The 18,298-nt window shown below is 70.3% G+C and carries 14 protein-coding genes; 2 read left to right on the forward strand and 12 right to left on the reverse strand.

The window, feature by feature from the left end; translation table 11 throughout:
* The coding region (locus tag VFW66_10350) for a hypothetical protein (GenBank protein ID HEX5387091.1) at window positions 1–425 on the reverse strand (425 nt) is incomplete at its 3' end.
* 113 nt (window positions 426–538) lie between these two features.
* Here VFW66_10350 and VFW66_10355 point away from each other — a divergent pair.
* Both VFW66_10355 and VFW66_10360 read left to right on the forward strand, forming a co-directional pair.
* Window positions 539–1,030, forward strand: a complete 492-nt coding sequence (locus VFW66_10355) for a DUF1778 domain-containing protein (protein HEX5387092.1) — start codon at window positions 539–541, stop codon at window positions 1,028–1,030.
* Complete coding sequence (locus tag VFW66_10360) at window positions 1,023–1,553, forward strand: hypothetical protein (GenBank protein ID HEX5387093.1); 531 nt, start codon at window positions 1,023–1,025, stop codon at window positions 1,551–1,553. Before VFW66_10355 ends, VFW66_10360 begins: the two co-directional genes overlap by 8 nt.
* A gap of 71 nt (window positions 1,554–1,624) precedes the next feature.
* On the opposite strand, the gene VFW66_10365 is transcribed toward VFW66_10360, so the two are convergent.
* The 11 genes from VFW66_10365 to VFW66_10415 all read right to left on the reverse strand — a co-directional run.
* Window positions 1,625–3,955: a multicopper oxidase domain-containing protein gene (locus VFW66_10365; GenBank protein ID HEX5387094.1), complete on the reverse strand. Its 2,331-nt coding sequence runs from the start codon at window positions 3,953–3,955 to the stop codon at window positions 1,625–1,627.
* Window positions 3,956–4,180: 225 nt separating this feature from the next.
* Window positions 4,181–6,403, reverse strand: coding sequence for a prolyl oligopeptidase family serine peptidase (locus VFW66_10370; GenBank protein ID HEX5387095.1), 2,223 nt, complete (start codon window positions 6,401–6,403; stop codon window positions 4,181–4,183).
* A gap of 25 nt (window positions 6,404–6,428) precedes the next feature.
* Window positions 6,429–6,647 (reverse strand): hypothetical protein, encoded by a 219-nt coding sequence (locus VFW66_10375; GenBank protein HEX5387096.1) that lies wholly within the window; start codon window positions 6,645–6,647, stop codon window positions 6,429–6,431.
* Between the two features lie 113 nt (window positions 6,648–6,760).
* Window positions 6,761–8,446, reverse strand: coding sequence for a M28 family peptidase (locus VFW66_10380; GenBank protein HEX5387097.1), 1,686 nt, complete (start codon window positions 8,444–8,446; stop codon window positions 6,761–6,763).
* 232 nt (window positions 8,447–8,678) lie between these two features.
* Window positions 8,679–10,727 (reverse strand): DPP IV N-terminal domain-containing protein, encoded by a 2,049-nt coding sequence (locus VFW66_10385; GenBank protein HEX5387098.1) that lies wholly within the window; start codon window positions 10,725–10,727, stop codon window positions 8,679–8,681.
* 277 nt (window positions 10,728–11,004) lie between these two features.
* A complete protein-coding gene (locus tag VFW66_10390; GenBank protein HEX5387099.1) occupies window positions 11,005–11,676 on the reverse strand; it encodes a response regulator transcription factor in 672 nt (223 codons plus the stop codon).
* Between the two features lie 71 nt (window positions 11,677–11,747).
* Complete coding sequence (locus tag VFW66_10395) at window positions 11,748–14,633, reverse strand: ATP-binding protein (protein HEX5387100.1); 2,886 nt, start codon at window positions 14,631–14,633, stop codon at window positions 11,748–11,750.
* 326 nt (window positions 14,634–14,959) lie between these two features.
* The gene (locus VFW66_10400) at window positions 14,960–15,442 is read right to left on the reverse strand and encodes a GNAT family N-acetyltransferase (protein ID HEX5387101.1); all 483 of its coding nucleotides are present in this window, start codon (window positions 15,440–15,442) and stop codon (window positions 14,960–14,962) included.
* A 117-nt stretch (window positions 15,443–15,559) separates the two neighbouring features.
* Entirely contained in the window at window positions 15,560–15,925 is a 366-nt protein-coding gene (locus tag VFW66_10405) for a hypothetical protein (protein HEX5387102.1), read from the reverse strand.
* A 185-nt stretch (window positions 15,926–16,110) separates the two neighbouring features.
* Complete coding sequence (locus tag VFW66_10410) at window positions 16,111–17,295, reverse strand: NAD(P)/FAD-dependent oxidoreductase (GenBank protein ID HEX5387103.1); 1,185 nt, start codon at window positions 17,293–17,295, stop codon at window positions 16,111–16,113.
* 220 nt (window positions 17,296–17,515) lie between these two features.
* On the reverse strand, window positions 17,516–18,298 hold a 783-nt coding region (locus VFW66_10415), incomplete at its 5' end, for a hypothetical protein (GenBank protein ID HEX5387104.1).

The raw sequence follows: 18,298 nt of genomic DNA on the forward strand, positions 1-18,298 counted from the left end.
ACCGCGTGGTCGTCGATCCGCTTGACGGCGATGCGCCGGCCGTCGGGCGACCAGGCGGCCCCTTCCACATCCCAGCGCCACGGTGCCTGCGCCCTCGCGATGATCCGCTTCTCCTGGCTACCCGCGGCACGGATGTACAGATCGCCCACGGCGTTCGTGCCCGCGAGCTGATCGGCTGCCGGCGAGGCGACCTCGCGGATGGGCGGACTGTAGGCGAAGAGCCCCGGGCGCACCACGGCGGGGTGGACAGTGAGTGGAGGGGAGCCGAATCCGTCGGGGAAGTGGGGGCGGATGCTCATCACGCGTGCGACCACCGCGCGCGAGCCACGCGGGCGATTCTGCGCGACGGCGGGTGCGGCGGAGAGGGTCACTAGTGAGACGGACACGATCAGGAAGACGGACGTGATCAGCCGTACGCGGTTCATTGTGTGTTCCGCAAATGGGTTCTCTGGATGCGTTTACCGGCGGTAGCGTGGCTCCGCCATGACGTCATTACATACGTATTGACACAAGTCGATGTCCACTCGATCTTCCGTGCATGGCCTCCAAGTCCCAGCACCTGCAGATCCGGCTCACGCCGCAACAGAAGGCGGCACTGAAGCGCCTTGCCTCGGCGGCCGGGCAGGACGTGTCGAGCTACGTCCTCTCGCGCACCCTGCCGCCCGCGCGGCTCCGTTTCGAGGAGCTTCTCGCGCTGCTCCGTGACGGGACGGAACGCCGCTACGTGCTCGCGGAGCTCAACGACCTCCTTTCGGCGCTTGCTCCGGGCGAGCTGCGCGAGGCCGTCGCGCACGCCGATCTCGCGCATCTCTCCCCTTTCCTGCGCAACTACGTCGCGGCGATGGTGGAGCAGGCATCGAATCTCAAGCATGTCCGCCCGCCGTCGTGGACCGCGCAGGTCGGGCCGCTCGCGATACCCTGGTTCGCTACGCCGCTCGCGAGCATGCGGCTCCACCTGCTGCGTGCCTCGCCCGTTCCCTTCAAGCGCCGCAACCTCTTCGTGGACGCGGCGGTGGGCGATCGTGTCTGAGCGGGTCACGCTGACGCGCACGGACATCCATCGGCTGTTCGACCTCCTCGACGCCGAGCTGGCCGGCGAGGGCGCCGACGGCGAGATCTATCTGGTGGGCGGTGCGGTCATGTGCCTCGCGCTGAACGCCCGAGCGGCCACGCGCGATGTGGACGCGTTCTTCCGCCCCGCCGCGCTGATCCGGCAGGCGGCCGCGCGGGTCGCGGCCCGAGCGGGCGTGCCCGACGATTGGCTGAACGACGCGGTCAAGGGCTTCCTGAGCTCGCGCGGCGATTTCGACCCCTACCTGGAGTTGCCGCATCTGCGCGTCTTCGTCGCGCGGCCCGAGTATCTGCTGGCGATGAAGTGCGCGTCGATGCGACTGGGCGCGGAGTTCCACGATCTCGACGACGTTCGATATCTGCTGCGCTACCTGAACCTCTCCACGTTCGAGCAGGCGCTCGCGATCGTGACCCGCTACTTCGGGGAAGAGCAGCTCCCGCCGAAGAGCCGGTTCGCACTCGAGGAGCTGCTCGCGCGATAGACAAGGCACCACCCACCTGCCCTGACGCGACGGTCGCTGCAGCGAGGAGTTCATTGACGCTATGGCCTCCGTCATGGCACCGGCCTCGCTCGCGGAGACGTCGCGCCCCGAGGCACCTTGGGAGCGGGATCGTCGGGAACACGCGTCAGTCGCACGAGCACCTGCCCCTGCGCTTCGACATCGAGCTCGTCGAGCGTCGTCCCGCTGCCGCTGCTGAAGCGGTATTTCGGACCCAGAAGATGGGCGAGCCCGTCGAGATCCCGTCCCACAGCCAGGGAATCCTTCCCGATGGCCAGGAGCCGCCCGGAGCGGGCGCCGCCGCTCGCCGCCTTCGGCGTGGGAAACGTGCCGTGCAACCGGTGGTTCTCCTCCCAGATGCGCACAACCAGCTCCGGTGCACCGGGCGCGTTCGGCCGACCGGTGAATGTTCCGATGTAGCGCGCGCGCTCGGCTGTGGTGAGCCGGGTGAAGGGGATCGCGGGTTGCTGCGCGCGCCGGAGCTCCGCGTCCGATACATCGCCCACTCCGAACGCCATGCGCTGCACCGCGGTCCCGCCGAACCGCGGGTAGAACTCGGTCGTGACTTCGAGCACGTACACACCCGGTTCGCGCGGCGTCCACGCGAAGTCGCGCGTCTCACCCACGCCCATTCCGGTGGTCGCCGCGCCGATCCTGCTTCGCGATGCCGGCAGGTCGCGCCCATCCTTCGCGATCGGGCGCCACATGACAGCTTTGCCATCTCTGAGCAGCCGGATGCGCTTGAACTCATCCGCGCTGATCTGAATGAAGCGCAGCCGGTAGGTGGCGCCGACGTCGAACCGTTCCGGTTCAGGCCACACGCGGCCGTTGATCGCGGGTGCGGCACCGAAGGTGGCGCCGTGCGAAGCGAGGGTGAAGATGCGGTCGTGCGTCCTGTCCCACGTCTCACCCGGCGGCAGCACGAGCAGCGGTCCGTACAGCCCCTGCGAGAGCTCGTAGCCGGGCTCGCCGTGCGTGTGGTAGATAAACGTCCCCGCGCGGGGCTGCGTGAGGATCACGCGTACCGAGTCACCCGGCGCGATGGGCGGCATCGTCGCCCCCGGCATGCCGCTCCAGCCGGGCACGCCGTCGTAGAGACTACGGATCTCGAGGCCGTGCCAGTGCACGGAGAACGGGAAGCGCAGCCGGTTGTGGATGACGATCGCCGTCGGCTGGCCGCGCGTGAGGATGAGCGGCGTGCCGGGGACGCGCGTCGAGTCCAGCGGCGGCGGCGTTGCTCCCTGCTGAATGACGAACCCCAGCTCGGGCGCGCTGCCGTAGACGTTCGGCCGGCGGCCGGTCCACAGCTCGATTGTGCGCACCGGCGGCTTGTCGGCCACGCGGGTGCCGGGCGCGGGGTGAATCGTGATCCCCACGACGAGGCCGGCCATCGGATCCTCATCGGACCCCGCCGCATGCGCATGCGCTCCCGCGTGCGCGGCGCGCTCTCCCACCAGGTGCTGCGACTCGCCGATGTGCTGGATGAGGTGGCAGTGGAAGAGCCAGTCGCCGGGGCGGCTCGCCACCCACGACACCCGCATCGCCGAGTACTCCTGCATCATCTGCGTGACGACCTGCGGCGGATCGACGGTGAACAGTGTGTCGTGCTGCGTGTCGCCGAGTGTGTTCACGGTGAAGTAGAAGCCGTGCAGGTGCATCGGGTGGTCGATGTCGCTCGCGTTGATCACGCGCCAGTGCACGGTGTCGCCGACGGTGTACTGCAGGTGCTCCGTGAACGGCCATGACTCGCCGTTCACCATCATCTTCCAGGTGTCGTTCTCGCCCGGCGCATTCCAGCGCGTGATCATGAGCACCCGCTCTCCCTTCGGCCGTGGAGAGCCGCGGGGATCGACGACGAGCGCGCCCATGAGCGCGCCCTCCCGCAGCCGCGGCACGGCCGACGCGGCGACGGCGGACGGAGGTGCGCCCGGCGGAAGCGTGGTGGCGTAGTAGAACGACGACACCGCTTCCGTGGGCGTGAACGTCGCCTCGCCCGTCTCGCCCGGTGCGATGACGAGCGGTTCGGCGAAGGCGAAGGCGGGCAGGACGGCGAGCGCGAGCGCGGGCGGCCTGCGCACCGGGGCCATCGTCGCGCGATCGAGCAGCCCGCGCACGGCGATCGGGCGGTCGAGCGTGTTGTGGAGCGTGACGTGGATCGGTGTACCGGCACTCGCGCGCAGGAACGGCCCGGGCACCTGCGGCGCGCGCCCCACCTCGGCGAAGGCGGGCGTGAGGATGCGCGGGCCGTCGGCGCCGCGCGGGTACCAGGCGGCCTGCACCACTTCGAGATCGACGCGCAGCTGGCCGCCAACGAGGTGGCCGGCGGGGGTGCGCTGGTCGTTGGGCTCGGCGCGCGGGGGCGCGGGGCTCCGCGCATCCGGCATGCGCGCTTGCCCTCCTGGGGGGCCGGCCGCGAGGAGAAGCGCGCATGCGGCGACCAGAGAGATGCATCTCATCGTGAGCCCTCGCTCGTCATTGCCCGCACGATGCATGGGGATCGATGGCCCGAGCAAGCGCGCCGGCCCTCACCAGCGCGCGGCGACGGCTGGCGGCATCCTGTGCTCGCCCGACCGGCGCGCTCACGGGCCCGGCGGGCTCCGGCGTCGGAATCACGGTGCTCGAGGACCGGCCTTCCGTGCGTCCAGCGGCTCAGGTCCGCCGAGAGTCTGCTTCAGGAACGCGGTCACGCGCTGCCACCAGTACGGCCGCTCGGGTCGCCAGCTGACGTCGTGCCCCTCGCCCGGGAAGACCACGAGCTGGTAGGACTTGCCGGCCTTTCGGAGCTTGGAGACGAGATCCATGGTCTCGCCGAACGGAACGTCCTCGTCGGCGGTGCCATGCAGGAGCATGAGCTTCCCCTGCAGGCGGCCCAGGAGCGGGGTGCTCGCACCGCGGTCGTAGGCCTCCGGGCAGTCCTCCGGCAGACAGCCCATCAGGAACTCAATTGAGACGCGAAAGCGCCGCGGGTCGGCGGCCGGCGCGCTCGCCACCCCCACCCGGAACAGGTCCGGCTCGAGGAGGAGCGCCCGGAGCGTCTCGTAGCCGCCCCAGGACTCGCCCATCACGCCTACGCGGTCCGTGTCCATGTACGGCCGGTCCGCCGCGAGCTGGCGGAGCGCGGCGACCTGGTCGGCCACCTCGTGCTGGCCGAACTCGCCATAGAAGGCGTCGGCGAACGCTCTTCCCCTGCCGTCGGTGCCGCGCCCGTCCACGGCCATGACCACGAAGCCAAGGTCGGCGAGGGCCTGGTCGGACGCGCCGGCGGAGACTGTGCGCGGCACGGCCTCCCCGAACGGGTAGACCACGTCGAGCACCGGGTACTTCCGGTGGGCATCGAAGTCCCGCGACGTGAACAGGAGCCCGTGGAGCCGGGTCTTCCCGTCGGCCGCCATCGCCGTCACCCGCTGCGGGGGTTTCCAGCCGGCCCGGCGGAGCAGCCCGCTGCCGGACCACAGCGTCCGGACCAGTGCGCCGTTCGCGCGGCGCAGCTCGACCGTGGGCGGCCGATCGATGCCGCCGCGTCGAACCGAGAAGAAATCGTAGGAGGGGCTGAACTCGATCCCCCCGATCCGGGGGAACGTCGGTCCAGTCACGAGCCGCTCGGGCCGGCCGCCAGAGAGCCGCACCCGGAGGAGCGAGACGTCGTACGGCCGCGCGCTGTCCACGTGCGCGGTGTAGTAGACCCAGCCGCGCGCCTCGTCCACCGCCCGCACGCCGGCCACCTCCGATTCCGGCGGCGTCAGCACGCGAAGAAGAGTCCCGTCGATGCGATACAGGTAGAGCCGGTTGAAGCCGTCGCGAGACGAGGACCAGATGAACCGCCGGCCGTCGGAGATGAGCCAGTACGGACGAAGGGCGTCCACGATGACGTCGTTTCCCCGGAGGAACGGCACACCGCCGACGTAGGTACGGGAGGTCTCCTCCAGCACCGTGCGGGAGCGGCCCGTGCGGGGGTCGGCGGCCATGAGCCTCTGCCGCTTCATGAGGCGGCTCGTCCGGACGAAGTAGACCGCCGCGCCGTCCGGGCTCCAGCCGACGATGTTCAGGTACGGATCGTCGCCCGGGCCGAGGTCGATCTTCAGGGCATGGCCGCCCTCTCGATCCACGACGTAGAGCGCGGCGCCCACCAGCTTCTGCCCGGCGCGGCTGTAGAGCTGGCGGACGACGGACTGTCCCGGCGCGCCCCAGTCGACGAGCGGCACGGTCGGCACCCCACGGGAGTCGAGCTTCTTGACGGCCAGCAGCCGGCCGTCCGGCGACCACTTCGCGCCATCCACATCGTAGCCGTCGCCCGGTACGCCGTCCGAGGTAACCTGCGAGCTGTCGTTGCCGGCCGAGCGGACCCAGACGTTTCCGTCGTGCGTCCCGGCGAACCAGCGGCCATCGCGCGACACCGCCTCGAACACCGGCGGCCGGTAGACGAACAGGCCGGGGTGGACGAGGCGCGGGCGGGACCCCGCCGGTCTTTCCGGCGGCGTGTACGCACTCTCCTGACCCGTTCGGGGGTCCAGTGCCCGCCAACGGCTCGCCTCGCCGCCCCCGTCCTGGAGCGCCGAGTAGGTGAGCCGTCCATCCGGAGCCCAGTGGACGGATGGGGCCGCAGCGGAGAGCTCGCGGGCCAGCCGCATGGGCCGGGGCGGCCATGCGTGATCCGCAGAGGACAGCGCCTCACTCGTTTGGGCCACGGCGGTCCTCGGCGCGAGCGACGGCCCCGCGGCCATGAGGAAGGCGACGAAGGTGGAGCCGGCGCACGACCGGAGACGCACGCCGCGCGGCTTGGACGCAGACGGCGCGCTCGCGGGGACGAACACGAGGTGGGCGAAGGTGGGCATGGCATTTTCCGGTCGCCGATGGGGGTTACGCATGTCGATGGCCGTGGGCCCGATCGGCAGTCACTGCGGTGAGCACGCCGGCATCGTGGACGATGCGGCCGCCGAGCACGGGCAGCACGCTCCGGATCCCGGACAGCTCGCCGAGCAGGTCCGCAAGCGGCTGGAACATGGCGCGCCGCCGTGTCCCCCGCCGCACGGCCACCGAGCGGTCGGCCAGGTGGAGCGGGTTCTGGGTCACGACCACCCCGAGCCGCCGGGCCAGGGGAACCAGGTCGGGCGTACGGTCGGAGAAGGGGACAGTGCCAGCAGGGCGGCGAGCGCTACGAATCGAATGAATCTCACCGTTCGCTCCACTGCCTACTGCCGGCATGGCGCATGGGGATCCTTCGGCTTCGGGTGGTCGAGCTTCGGCCGCGCCGGCGCATTTGCCAGCACCATCGCGACGTCGCGGACCAGCGTCGTCACCCGCGCGAGGTCCGGGTAGTCGATATACTGCTCCTCGTCGGTCACCTCGTGGTAGTCCAGGTGCTCGCCGCGCGAGAGGCTGACCGTGGGAATGCCGTAGCGCGCGTAGTTGTAGGCGTCGTTGCGGCAGAAGTAATTGTACGGATCGCCAGGCTGGTCGTAGCCGCGGTAGAAGACGAAGGGGACCGGCTGGCGCCCGTTCACCGAATCGAGCGTAGCGCCGAACGCCTTCGAAAGGCGCGTGGCTCCCATCTCCTCGAGGTACGTGGGACCCCCCGCGCCCGTGCCGTGGATCGGCCGATCCGTGCGCTCGCCGCGTCCGACCCCATCCTGGTCGATCTCGCCCACGATCGAGTCGAGCGGCACGGTGGGGTGGTCGGTGAACCAGGCCGAGCCGAGCAGCCCGGCCTCCTCGCCAGTGTGGCTGATGAACAGGATGGAGCGCCGCGGGCGGACGGGGCCGCGCGCCATCGCTTCGGCGATCTCGAGGAGTGAGACGGTGCCCGAGCCGTCGTCGTCGGCGCCATTGCGGATGGAGTCCGCCCTCGGGGGACGCAGGGCCCGCAGGCTGTCCAGAATGGCGTGGACGCGCGCCGACTCCTCGGCCGTCGGTTGCCGCGGCGGGGAGTCGGCGCCCTGGGGGCGGACCACGCGGTCGTAGGCCCGGAGGGAGTCGTGATCCACGGGCGAGTGATCGAAACCCACGTGGTCGTGGTGGGCGCTGAGCGCCACGTACTCGCCGCGCAGCGCGGGATCGCTCCCGCGCAGGATGCCGATCACGTTGCGCGCCGGGTAGGCGACGGGCGTGACGCGGAAGCCGAAGCGGCCGCTCACCGCGCGGCCGGGTGTTCCCGGCGTCAGCTCGCCGGGTGAGCCGCCCAGCAGGATGCCCGCCGCCCGTCGAGTGATGATCAGCAGACGCAGGGCATGCGGGTCGAGACTCGAGTCCGGAATCAACATCCCGCCGCGCAGGAATTGCGCGACAAGAGCCGGTGGAAATTTCTCCAGCCCGGTGATCGCGACTACCGTTGCATCTCGCCAGCGTTGCACGAGAGGCTGAGGGTCGCTCCGGGGTAGCCCCGCCGGCAGATCGAGCACCACGATGCGGCCGGCCGCCTCCCGTCGACCGATCCAGTGCGCGCTGTCCATGCCGGAGCCGCCCAGCACCGCTCGGGTGTTGGCGAGTGTCTGCTGCGGGAAGCTGCCGTACGTCGCAAAGTCCCGCCCGAGCCGGAGCGTGTCCGCGCCGACGACGAGCACCGAGGTGGAGTCGGGAGTCAGACGCCAGAGCGGCACGGTCTGGAAGTACGTGCCGTTCTTGCCCGCGGGCTCGAGCCCCAGGCGTCGGAACTCGGAGGCGACGTAGGCGGCCGCCTCGTCGTCGCCCTTGCCGCCGCTCTCGCGCCCCATCATCGAGTCGTCGGCGATGAGGCGGAGGCGCTGCTGAAGGTCGGCCGTAGAAATGGCGGCCGTGGTGGCGGCGGTGCCGCCCCCGGCGTCCTTCGCGGCGATGCAGCCGGCGACGGAAAGGACCAAGCCCAGCAGGGCCACGGATGCGGCCAGAAGGAGGCGTCTCATCGTGGGCTCCCTGGGCGTGCGCCACCCTCGGCCGCGGCCGAGGACGGCCGCAGGTGATCCGCCACCCACTCGATCGCCGTCTCGCCGGGCGCGGTATCCGCCGCGACGATCCACGGACGAGGCTGGCTACTCGGCATCACGGCCTTCGCGGGTGAGGAGGCGCATCGTCGGGCGGTCCGGCGCGGGAGCGTGTGAATGAGGAATCGATCCGGAGTCTTCGGTCCGTTGGTCGTCACTCGTCACTCCCTTCCGGAGCGGCATCCCCCTCCTGCAGCTCCCACCGGAAGAAGGCGTTGGTCCGCTCGTCGATCCCGGGCCAGGCCCCGATCTGATGGGTGCCGCCCGGGTAGACGGTCAGCTCGAAATCCTTGCCGGCCGCCTCGAGCGTGTGTACGAGGTTCATCGCGGCGGCGAACGGCACGTCGCGGTCGGCCGTGCCCTGATTGATCGACAGGTGCCCCTGGAGCTTCGGGATGAGGGGCGTATTCTTTCCCTCTCCGTACGCGGCGGGGCAGTCGGCCGGCAGGCAGCCCATGTACGGCTCGATGGCGACCCGGAAGCGCGGGAGATCGACCGCCGCAGCGGCGAGGTACGCGGCCTTGTACAGCTGCGGCTCGATGAGCAGCGCCCGCAGCGCGAAGTAGCCTCCCCAGCTCACCCCGAGCAGCCCCACACGCGACAGGTCCATGTACGGGCGGTCGCGCGCGAGCTCGCGCAGCACCGCCGCGTGATCAGCGATCTCCACCTGCCCGATGCGCCCGTAGGCGAAGTCCTCGAACGCCTTGCCGCGCCCCGGCGTGCCGCGGCCATCGGTCACCACAACGACGAACCCCTGGTCCGCGAGCGCCTGCCGGTGCACCAGCGCTGGAGTGAGGTACTCAGGGACGACCCTCTCGTCCGGAGTGCCGCGGATGATTTCGATCACGGGATGGCGCCGACTCGAGTCGAATCGCGCGGGCTTGACGAGCATGCTGCGCAGGCGCGTCCTCCCGTCGGCGGCGAGGCTCCACACGACCTCCGGCGCGAAGTCGATCCTCTTCAGGAACCCGAGATCCGCCTTCCAGAAGGTCTGTGCATTTGCGCCGTTCGCGTTCATCACATCAACCTGGTACAGATCCGGAAGTCCCAGCCGGAGCACGGCGATGCTGTCCATCGAGGGCGAGAACTCGACCCCCCCGAGCACACCGGCCTGCGTCAGCTCCCGGGGCTTCCCGCCCTCCAGCGACACCCGGTAGAGCTGCTGCCGGTAGGGGTGCAGAGTGTCGGTGCTCGCCGTGAAGTAGACCCAGCCGCGCCGCTCGTCGACTCCCTCGATCCGGTGCACGAGCCCCGGCAGCGTGGTCGTGAGCGGACGGACAAGCCGTCCGCCGGCGCGGTACAGGTAGATGTGCTGGAAGCCGCTGCGCTCGCTGGTCCAGAGGAACTCGCCACGGCTGTCCAGAAACCAGGCGAGATGCAGCGGCTTCAGCTCGTGGTCGAAGCCGTCGAGGAGCGGGAGCCCGACGACGAACGTGCGAGAGCTGTCGCGGAGGATCCGCCGGACGGCGCCGGTCGCGGCATCGGCGCTCAGCAGATCGACGTGCTTGAGCAGCCGGTCCGCGCGGAGGAGGCGGAGCGAGCGGCCGTCGGCGCTCCAGCCGAGCACGTGCACGTAGGGATCGTCGAAGCCGTGCGCTACGGGCGTCGCGTGGCCGCTCGCCACATCGACGATCATCACCTGCTCCTTCGGCAGCGGCTCGCCGACCCGGCTATACGGGACGCTCCTGACCGCCTCGTGGTCTCCGGCCCAGTCGACGATGGGGATGCGCGGCACAGCGTGGTCGTCGATGCGCTTGACGGCGATGCGTCGCCCGTCGGGCGACCAGGCCGCGCCCTCGACGTCCCAGCGCCACGGCGCCTCGGCCCGCGCGATGATTCGCCTGTCCTGGCTCCCTGTAGCCCGGACGTAGAGGTCGCCCTCCGCGGTGGTGCCTGCCAGGCGGTCCGCCGAGGGGGCAACCGCCTCACGGATCGGGGGATACACGGAGAAGAGGCCCGGCCGCACGATCGCAGGGTGCACGGCGGGCGGCGTCGAACCGAACCCGTCGGGAAACCGGGGTCGGATCGTCGCCATTCGCCGGATCGCCGCCTGCAGGTCGTCGTCGGGTCCGGGCTGCTGGGCCGCGACCGGTGCGGCGCAGAGGACCAGCAGCCATCCCGCGTCCTTCGCGGCGATGCAGCCGGGGAGGGGAAGGACCAGGCCCAGCAGGGCGACGGATACGGCCAGGAGGAGGCGTCTCATCGTGGCTCCCTGGGCGTGCGCCACCCTCCGCGGAGGGCGGCGGGACGCGCGACCATGCGCGAGAGAACGAGCATGCCCGCCCTGCGCCGGGAACGAACCATGGAGGGCGCTCTCTGGGTGGGAGGTCGAGAGTGGATCGTGGTGTACACCCGCCAAGATCGGCCCGCCACGGCGCGCCGGCTATCGCACAATCATGCGGGGTCGGCCCTGCGCCATCTCCGGCTCACGTAGCGGGGCGCCCATCACGTAGCGGGGCGCCCGGCCGCCCCCTGAGCCCTCACACGATCCCTTCGCGCAGCGCCCGGCTCACCGCTTCCGCCACGCTGTGCACCTGCAGCTTGGTGTACACGCTCCGTATGTGGCTCCGCACCGTGTCGAGGCTGATGCCGAGCTCGCGCGCGGCGCGCTTGTACGACATCCCGCGCACCAGGCAGTGCAGCACGTCGCGCTCGCGCTCGGTGAGATCCACGCGCGCTGCCGCCCCCCGTCCATCGCCCGTGCTCGGCCCCAGGTGACGGACGAGCTCGAGCACCGTGCGCGCGACGTCCGCCGAGAGCGGCGAGCCGCCGCCCACGATTGACAGAAGCTGTGCGACCAGCTCGTCGGCCGGCGTCCGCTTGAGGAGGTAGCCGTCGGCGCCGGCGCAGATGGCCTCGAGGATCGTCGTACGCTCCTCGAACACCGTCACGACCACCACCGCCATGCCCGGCGAGAGTGCCTTGATCCGGCGCGTGCCCCTGATGCCGTCCATCCCGGGAAGATCGACGTCCATGAGAACGAGGTCCCACGGCGCCTCGCCGGTGCGCAGCGCGGCATCGAGCCGCTCGAGCGCGACCGTGCAGGAGCCGAAGCTGTCCACCACCTGGAACTCGCTCGCGTGGCGGAAGAGCAATTCGAGGCTCGATCGGTATTGCGCGTCGTCTTCAATGGTCGCGATGCGGATCGGCACGGGACGCGAGAGGCGAAAAGCGAGCGGAGAAAGAAGAGTGGAGAAAGGCGAATACCGAGACGCCGGGTGCGTCAACAATGGGCGCCGTCGTCGGCGCGCGCACCTGCATGATCATGCGATCCGCGCCGCACGACGGAGCGACGGAAGCGCTCATCCAACCGCGCAAGCAGGTGCGCGCGTGGCGACGGAAGCGTGAACTCGAGACGCACCGTGGTGCCGCCGCCGGGCGTGGGCTCCCACGCGATGCGGCCGCCAATCTCCGCGGCGCGCTGGCGCATGGCGCGCTGGCCGCGCCCACTGCCGCGCGTGCCCGCATCGGCGGCGGCGAGTCCCATGCCATCGTCGCGCACGGTCAACGCCCATCGCTCACCGGTGCCGCGCAGGGCGAGCACCACGCGCGACGCCGCGGCGTGACGCGCGGCGTTGTGCAGCGCCTCGAGTCCGATGAGCAGCAGGTTGCGGCGGAGCGCCAGCGGCAGGGGCTGCACGGGCCACACGGCCGGAAAGTCCGTGTCGAAGTCCATGTCGTCCGCTGTGAGGCGGCTGCCGCGCTCGGCCAGGTGCGCCGCCAGCTCCTCGAGCGTGGCGCTGCGCGGGTCGAGCGACCACACGATGTCCGAGAGCGCGCTTCCCAGCTCCTCCGCGGTGTCGGCCATCTGGCGCGCCACGCCGGTACGCGCGGCGGCATCGCGCCCATCGGTGGCGAGCACCGAGGCGAGGATGCCGATGCTCGCCAGCCCGGAGCCCATCTCGTCATGCAGGTCCATCGCGATGCGCGTGCGCTGGCGCTCGAGGCCGAGCAGGTAGGCGAGCCGCGCGCGGTACAGCGCAAAGATGAGCGCGAGCGCGAGGACGGCGAACAGCGACAGCGCCCATGGCGTGCGGTACCATGGCGGCAGCACGCGGAACGCGAGCACGGCGGGGGCGCTCGTCCATCTCTTCCCGTCGAGCGAAGCGCGCACCTCGGCGTGGTAGCGGCCGGCCTGGAGGTCCACCCAGTAGAACGTCGGGCGGCCGTGCGTGTCGACCCACTGATCGCGTTCCGAGAGGCGGACCTGGTAGCGCACTCGCGACGGATCGCGGAAGGTGAGCGCGGCGAAGTGCAGTTCCAGCCGATTGCGCTGGTGCGGCAGCACGAGCGCGCCGCCGTCGAGCGTCACCGGCTGGCCGTCCACGCGTGCGTCAACGACGGCCACGCGCGGAGGCGCGGGTACTGCGTTCCGCACGTGCGCGGGCACGCGTACCACGCCGCTCGCGGAGGCGATCCAGATCGTGCCGTCCTCGTCCTCGAGCAGATCACCGCCGCCGATCTCCGGCAGTCCCTCCCAGTAGCCGAGCCGCTCGAGCACGTTCCAACTGCATCCGTCGGAACGCTCGGCCACGCGCTGCACGATGTCCTCGCCCACGAGCCAGACGCCGCGCGTACGCGCCGGCACCAATGCGAGCACCGAGCGCGTGGGGAGCCCCGAGTCGCTGGGCGCGCGGAGCCAGCGACCCGCGCGGTAGCAGAGGAGGCCGGCTTCGTTGGACGACGCCCAGAGCGTGCCGCTCGGCATCTCGAGCAATCCTGTGAGAGCCGCGGTGCCGGCGGGGAGCGCCTGACACGACCAGTCGGGGTGCATCGCGACGGCGCGTGCTTCGGTCGCCGCGCAGAGGTGCTCGCCGTTCGCGGCCCAGAGTTTCCCCTCGCGGTCGCGCAGTACGACGGTCACCCACTTGTCGGATGACGTCACCGGAAGCGGGACATCGGTGACGCGGGTGCCGGCGGCTGTGGCGTGCAGCAGTCCGCGTGAAGATGCGATCCACATTCCGCCATCGGAGGCGCGCACGCAGCCGGCGATGTCGGCGGGCTTGCCGGGAAGGAGCGGCGTCATGTGGCTCCCGGTGAGGCGCACGAAGCCGGAGCGCGAGCCCAGCCAGAGCGCATCGCTGCCCGCGTCGCAGAACGCTCCGTGAGCCAACGAGGGCCGGGCGGCGTGCGCGGACCACTGCCCGCCGCGCCGCTCGAGATAGCCCGTGCCCTGCCAGGTGGTCACCCACACCACGTCGCCCGAACGCGCCAGGAAGCGCGTGTTCGCGGACGGCAGCCCATCGCGGTCACTCCACACACGCGTATCGGGCTCGGGGTACTGCGAGAGCGCCGTGAAGCCGCCGAGCCAGAGGCTCCCCTCGCGGTCCACGAGCAACGGGCCGCCGCCGGTGGTCCCGTCGCGGGGCCCGAGCACCTCCGGTGCGCCATCGGGGACGATGGCCGTCAGATAGCGATCGGAGGCGATCCAGAACGTCGTGCCGCGGTGCGCGAGTGAGATGGCGCGCGCGTGCGGCACTCCTTCGTCCCGCATCTCATGGACGCCCGCCGAGTCGGCGCGCAGCAAGCTGCCATTGCCGACGAGCGCGACGACGGCGTCCTTGCCATCCGTCTCGGCATCCACGATCGCGTGCGGCGCCGTGAGCAGCCGTTGCGGCGCGGCACCGGCCGTCACCCACCAGAGGATCGGGCCCGCCGCCACGAGAACGCCATCGCGATCGTGCGCGCCGAGGATGTGCTGCGCCTGACCGTCATCCAGCGCCGCCGATGCGACGGTGTGCCAGGCGCCATCACGATCTCGCCACGCGATCGTGCTGTCCCCCATCACCCAGAGGTGCCCCTCGCGGTCGAAGGCCGCCACGTCGATCCACTCGGGCGATCGGTGCGCGCGTCCCGGAATCACGCGTGCGCCGGTGGCGGTGATCTCCAGGATGCGGCCAGCCTCGTCCACGGCCACGACGCGGCCATCCGGCGAGACGGTGAGCGAGCCGACCTCGGTGGGAATCTGTACCGGCGCCCAGCGCCTGAACTCGGCGCCGTCGTAGCGGAACAGCCCCGCGCGCGTGCCGATCCAGATGAAGCCGGTGCTGTCCTGCGCGAGCGCGAGCACCGGAGCCGGGAGCCCGTCTTCGCCGGCGAAGTGGCGCACGACGCGGTTCTGCGCGAGGAGCGGTGAGAGGGGGAATGACGCGAGCGCCGCGGCGCCGAGGAGCCCGAGGGCAAGGCGGACAGCGACGATACGCCGGTGACGATGTGGCCGTCGTTCCAGAGCATACTCCGCACGACGGCGCGATCGCGGGCTGGCGCACGCGGGCATCTGCGCATCCCTGCGGATGGAGAGTTCGCCGAACAGCCGGAGCTGGATCATGCGATGAGAGCGCGCGCGGGAGGAGGTAGGGGGACAGCCTCACGGCGAAATTACCGGAATCGGGCGCCGGCTCGCAACATCAGAACAACCCCACACTCCACCGTGCGTCAGGCCGCTGGATCCGCGATGTCCAGCGTCAACTCCATGTACACATCCTGGTGCTCGTACTCGCGCGCGCCTGGAATCGCGCGGTACGTGAAACCGAACGACTCATAGAGATGAAGGGCCGCCTGGAGTCGCGCGTTCGACACCAGGACCACTCGGCGGGCCGCGTGCTCCCGCGCGTACGTCAGGCAGTGCGCGACCAGCCGGCGAGCAATCCCCTGCCCCCGGAACGCCGGCGACACCGTGAGCTTGGCCAGCTCGAATTCGCCGACGCCATGCGGGACGATCGCACAGGTCCCGATGACCTCGCCCTCGTGCAGCGCGACGAAGATCTGGCCGCCGCGATCGAGGAAGTAGCGCTGCGGATCGGCAAGCTGCTCTTCGTTCGATGGCTCCATGAGGCCGTACGCTTCGAGCCACTCGCGATTGAGCTGGGCGAAGGGGGCGGCGTGCGCCGGTTCAAAGCTCGCGATCTCGATGTTCACGGGGTGTGCCTCCGGCTGACATGGGCTTACTGTCAAACTACGAGCGCAGGCCGGGTTCATACGCGGGCGCTTCCGCGCGGAACGCGCACCTTCCCCGCACCGCGCTGCCCACCACCCCTACTCCGGATCGCGGTGAACGGTGTCGGGCGAGAACGCGGGCGTGCACACCGCAACGTACTCCGCCCCGCCGGGCTCCGGTGTGCTGTACCGAACCCATTCGCCGGGGCGCGCGACCACCCCCTGCCCCGCGCGTACGTCCAGCGCGCCGCCCTCATATTCCACGCGTACCATCCCGCGCAGCACCACCGTGACTTCCTCGAATTGCGGTCGCTGTCCGGGCTCGCGCCACCCTTCAGGCGACACCATGCGCGCCACGCTCACGCTGCTGTGGCCCGAGTTCACGCGCCCCACGTACTCCTCGATCTGCTTCGGCCTGGTGCCGGCCGCCTGGAGCGTCGTCGGCTCGGTAATCAATGTCGGCATTCTCGATCCCTGCGTTTGCGTCTCATCTGGTTGCCCGCCGAACGCCGGCGAATCGCCAGGCGGCGGGCTCATGGAGCGCAATGATGGGGATGATGTGCCGGAGACGCCAGGCTGCCCACCCCGAGCCATGGCGACCGCACTCTCGACGCGCACCGTTCTTGTGGTAGCCAGGGACTCGGGTCGTATCACTCTCTACCAAGAACGCGCGTGTGTCGCCGAGGACGCGCCGGGCGGCCTCGGCGAAATCGCAATGCACCGGTTGCTGGCGGCGCGGCATCCGCGTCCGGAAACGAACCTCGCCCGAAGAACACGTGCTGGACCATGGCCTGTGCGATGCTGGTTCGGGCCATGACGAAGCCCAGCTCGATCGCGGAGGGCCAGCGAGTGGCGACGTCGAACATCCTGCGCATGCCCAGACGCGACGCGAATCGACTCCGGTACGCGGCGCCGGAGTAGGCACGGATGGCGGCCGGCTCGTGCAACGCGTTGAGCAGAACGGCGGCGGCATGCGACGAGAGCCGCATGCAGGCATCGAGCCCTCCCGCTGTGAGCGGGGAGACCGCCCCGGCCGCGTCTCCCACCAGCAGCCCGTGCCCGCATGCAATGCGGCGCAGGATTCCGTTGACGGGGATGAGGCCGCCGCGCCGCTCGAGCAGTGTCGCGTCACGAAGCGTTCGGTCGCGTCGCAGCCGCTGTTCGAAGGTGCGAAGGGCGCTCGCGGGGTGAAAGCGACGGTCGTCTCCGCCCACCCCGACATGCATCTCCTTTCCATCGTCGACCGCCCAGGCCAGATATCCGGGCGCGATGGCCGGATCGATCCAGCAATCGAACCGCGGCCGGGAAGGAGAAGCGGAAGGATGCACGTGCTCCACGGCGGCAATCCACTGCGTGTTGCGATCGAGACCGAGGTCGCGCGCGATGCGCGAGCGCGCGCCATCGGCACCGACCACAAAGCGCGACCGGATGCCGGTGCCGTCGCGGAAGGTGAGACGGGCGCCATCCGCGTCGAGCTGCATCGAGCGATAGGTCGTCGCGGGCCGCCACTCTGCCCCGGCCCGCTTCACCTGCCGCAGCATGGCGCGGTAGAGCTCGTGCATGCGGCCCACCCGAAATTCGTCATGCTCGCATTCGAGCTCCATCACCCGGTCGCCGGGCGAATGCAGTCCGATCGTGCTGATGGCCGGCCCGAGGAAAGGATGGAGCACTGGAAAGTCCTCGAACGTGCGGCGGACGAAGATGCCAGTCGTCCGCACGCAGTCTGCCACGCTCCGCCGCGCGTCGACGAGAAGAACCGATGCGCCGCCGCGGGCGAGCAGTCGCGCGAGCTGCAGTCCGGCCAGTCCCGCGCCGATGATCGTCACGTCGTACATGCTGCATTCTCCTCGGTAGACATCTTCAATGCAAAGTACTTTACGCTATGAAGTTACTGAGCGCAAATTAGTGGCGGGTAGCTGGACATGCAGCGCACAATAGGGGTCGAGCGGTCGGCAGCGGAGGTCGCGGCAAACCTCCACCACGGGACAGACCGCGATGCCGCTACTGCGTGACCTCCCTGCGGAATCGCGCCTCGGCGACTGCGAAGCGGCGCATCTAGATGTACCCGAACAGCGGCGGAAAGACGATCACCACGAGCGCCGCCCACACGGCATAGACCGGCAGGTAGTTCGTCTGCCACCGCTCCAGGCGCGTGAATGCTCCGCGCCCCCGCAGAAAGCGGATGTAGAGCACGGCGGACCACACCAGATTGACCAGAAGAATCACGTTCTCGCCCAGCGCGGCCACGCGGTTCGGCGTGAAGCCGAACTCGGAGATGCGCGCGGCTATCGCCCACAGCGCCACCGCGTCGGCCAGCAGCGCACTGATCAGCAGTACGACCTGGAGCAGGTCGAACACACCGGGGGGCGACTGCGGGTCGCGGGCGGACGCCGAGTAGAGCAGCAGCCCCAGCACCACCACCAGCAGCAGGTCGAAGGCGATGAGCACGTTGCGCTGGATGTCCAGGCCGCGCCCGGTCCACGCCAGCGTCACCAGAAACACCACCAGCAGCGCGGCGAAGAGCGGCGTGAAGAGGCGCGTCAACACCGGCGCCATGTTCTCGATCACGCTCTGCTTCGCCTCCACCAGCCAGGAGGCGACCAGCACCGCCCCCACCGCGCCGCATGGCAGCAGCCACGCTTGGAAGAAGTGCTGGGGGTTGATCCCGATGGCCTGGAAGAGCAACCCTATGAAGCCCGTGAAGACGCCGCCGCCGAGGGCGATCAGCACGTAGTAGATGAACAGCTCGCCCGAGAAGCGAATGAAGTCCATGCGCCCTTCCACCCGGCTCCAGCGGCCGCCCGCGTACGCGATGCCGACGATCAACCAGAGCGCGAT

The sequence above is a fragment of the Gemmatimonadales bacterium genome (genome assembly GCA_036279355.1).
In the GTDB taxonomy this organism is placed as follows: Bacteria; Gemmatimonadota; Gemmatimonadetes; order Gemmatimonadales; family GWC2-71-9; genus DASQPE01.

Coding starts and splice junctions, on each gene's coding strand:
- VFW66_10355 (HEX5387092.1), top strand. CDS start 539: ATGGCCTCCAAGTCCCAGCACCTGCAGATCCGGCTCACGCCGCAACAG.
- VFW66_10365 (HEX5387094.1), bottom strand. CDS start 3,955: ATGCCGGATGCGCGGAGCCCCGCGCCCCCGCGCGCCGAGCCCAACGAC.
- VFW66_10370 (HEX5387095.1), bottom strand. CDS start 6,403: ATGCCCACCTTCGCCCACCTCGTGTTCGTCCCCGCGAGCGCGCCGTCT.
- VFW66_10380 (HEX5387097.1), bottom strand. CDS start 8,446: ATGAGACGCCTCCTTCTGGCCGCATCCGTGGCCCTGCTGGGCTTGGTC.
- VFW66_10385 (HEX5387098.1), bottom strand. CDS start 10,727: ATGAGACGCCTCCTCCTGGCCGTATCCGTCGCCCTGCTGGGCCTGGTC.
- VFW66_10405 (HEX5387102.1), bottom strand. CDS start 15,925: ATGCCGACATTGATTACCGAGCCGACGACGCTCCAGGCGGCCGGCACC.
- VFW66_10410 (HEX5387103.1), bottom strand. CDS start 17,295: ATGTACGACGTGACGATCATCGGCGCGGGACTGGCCGGACTGCAGCTC.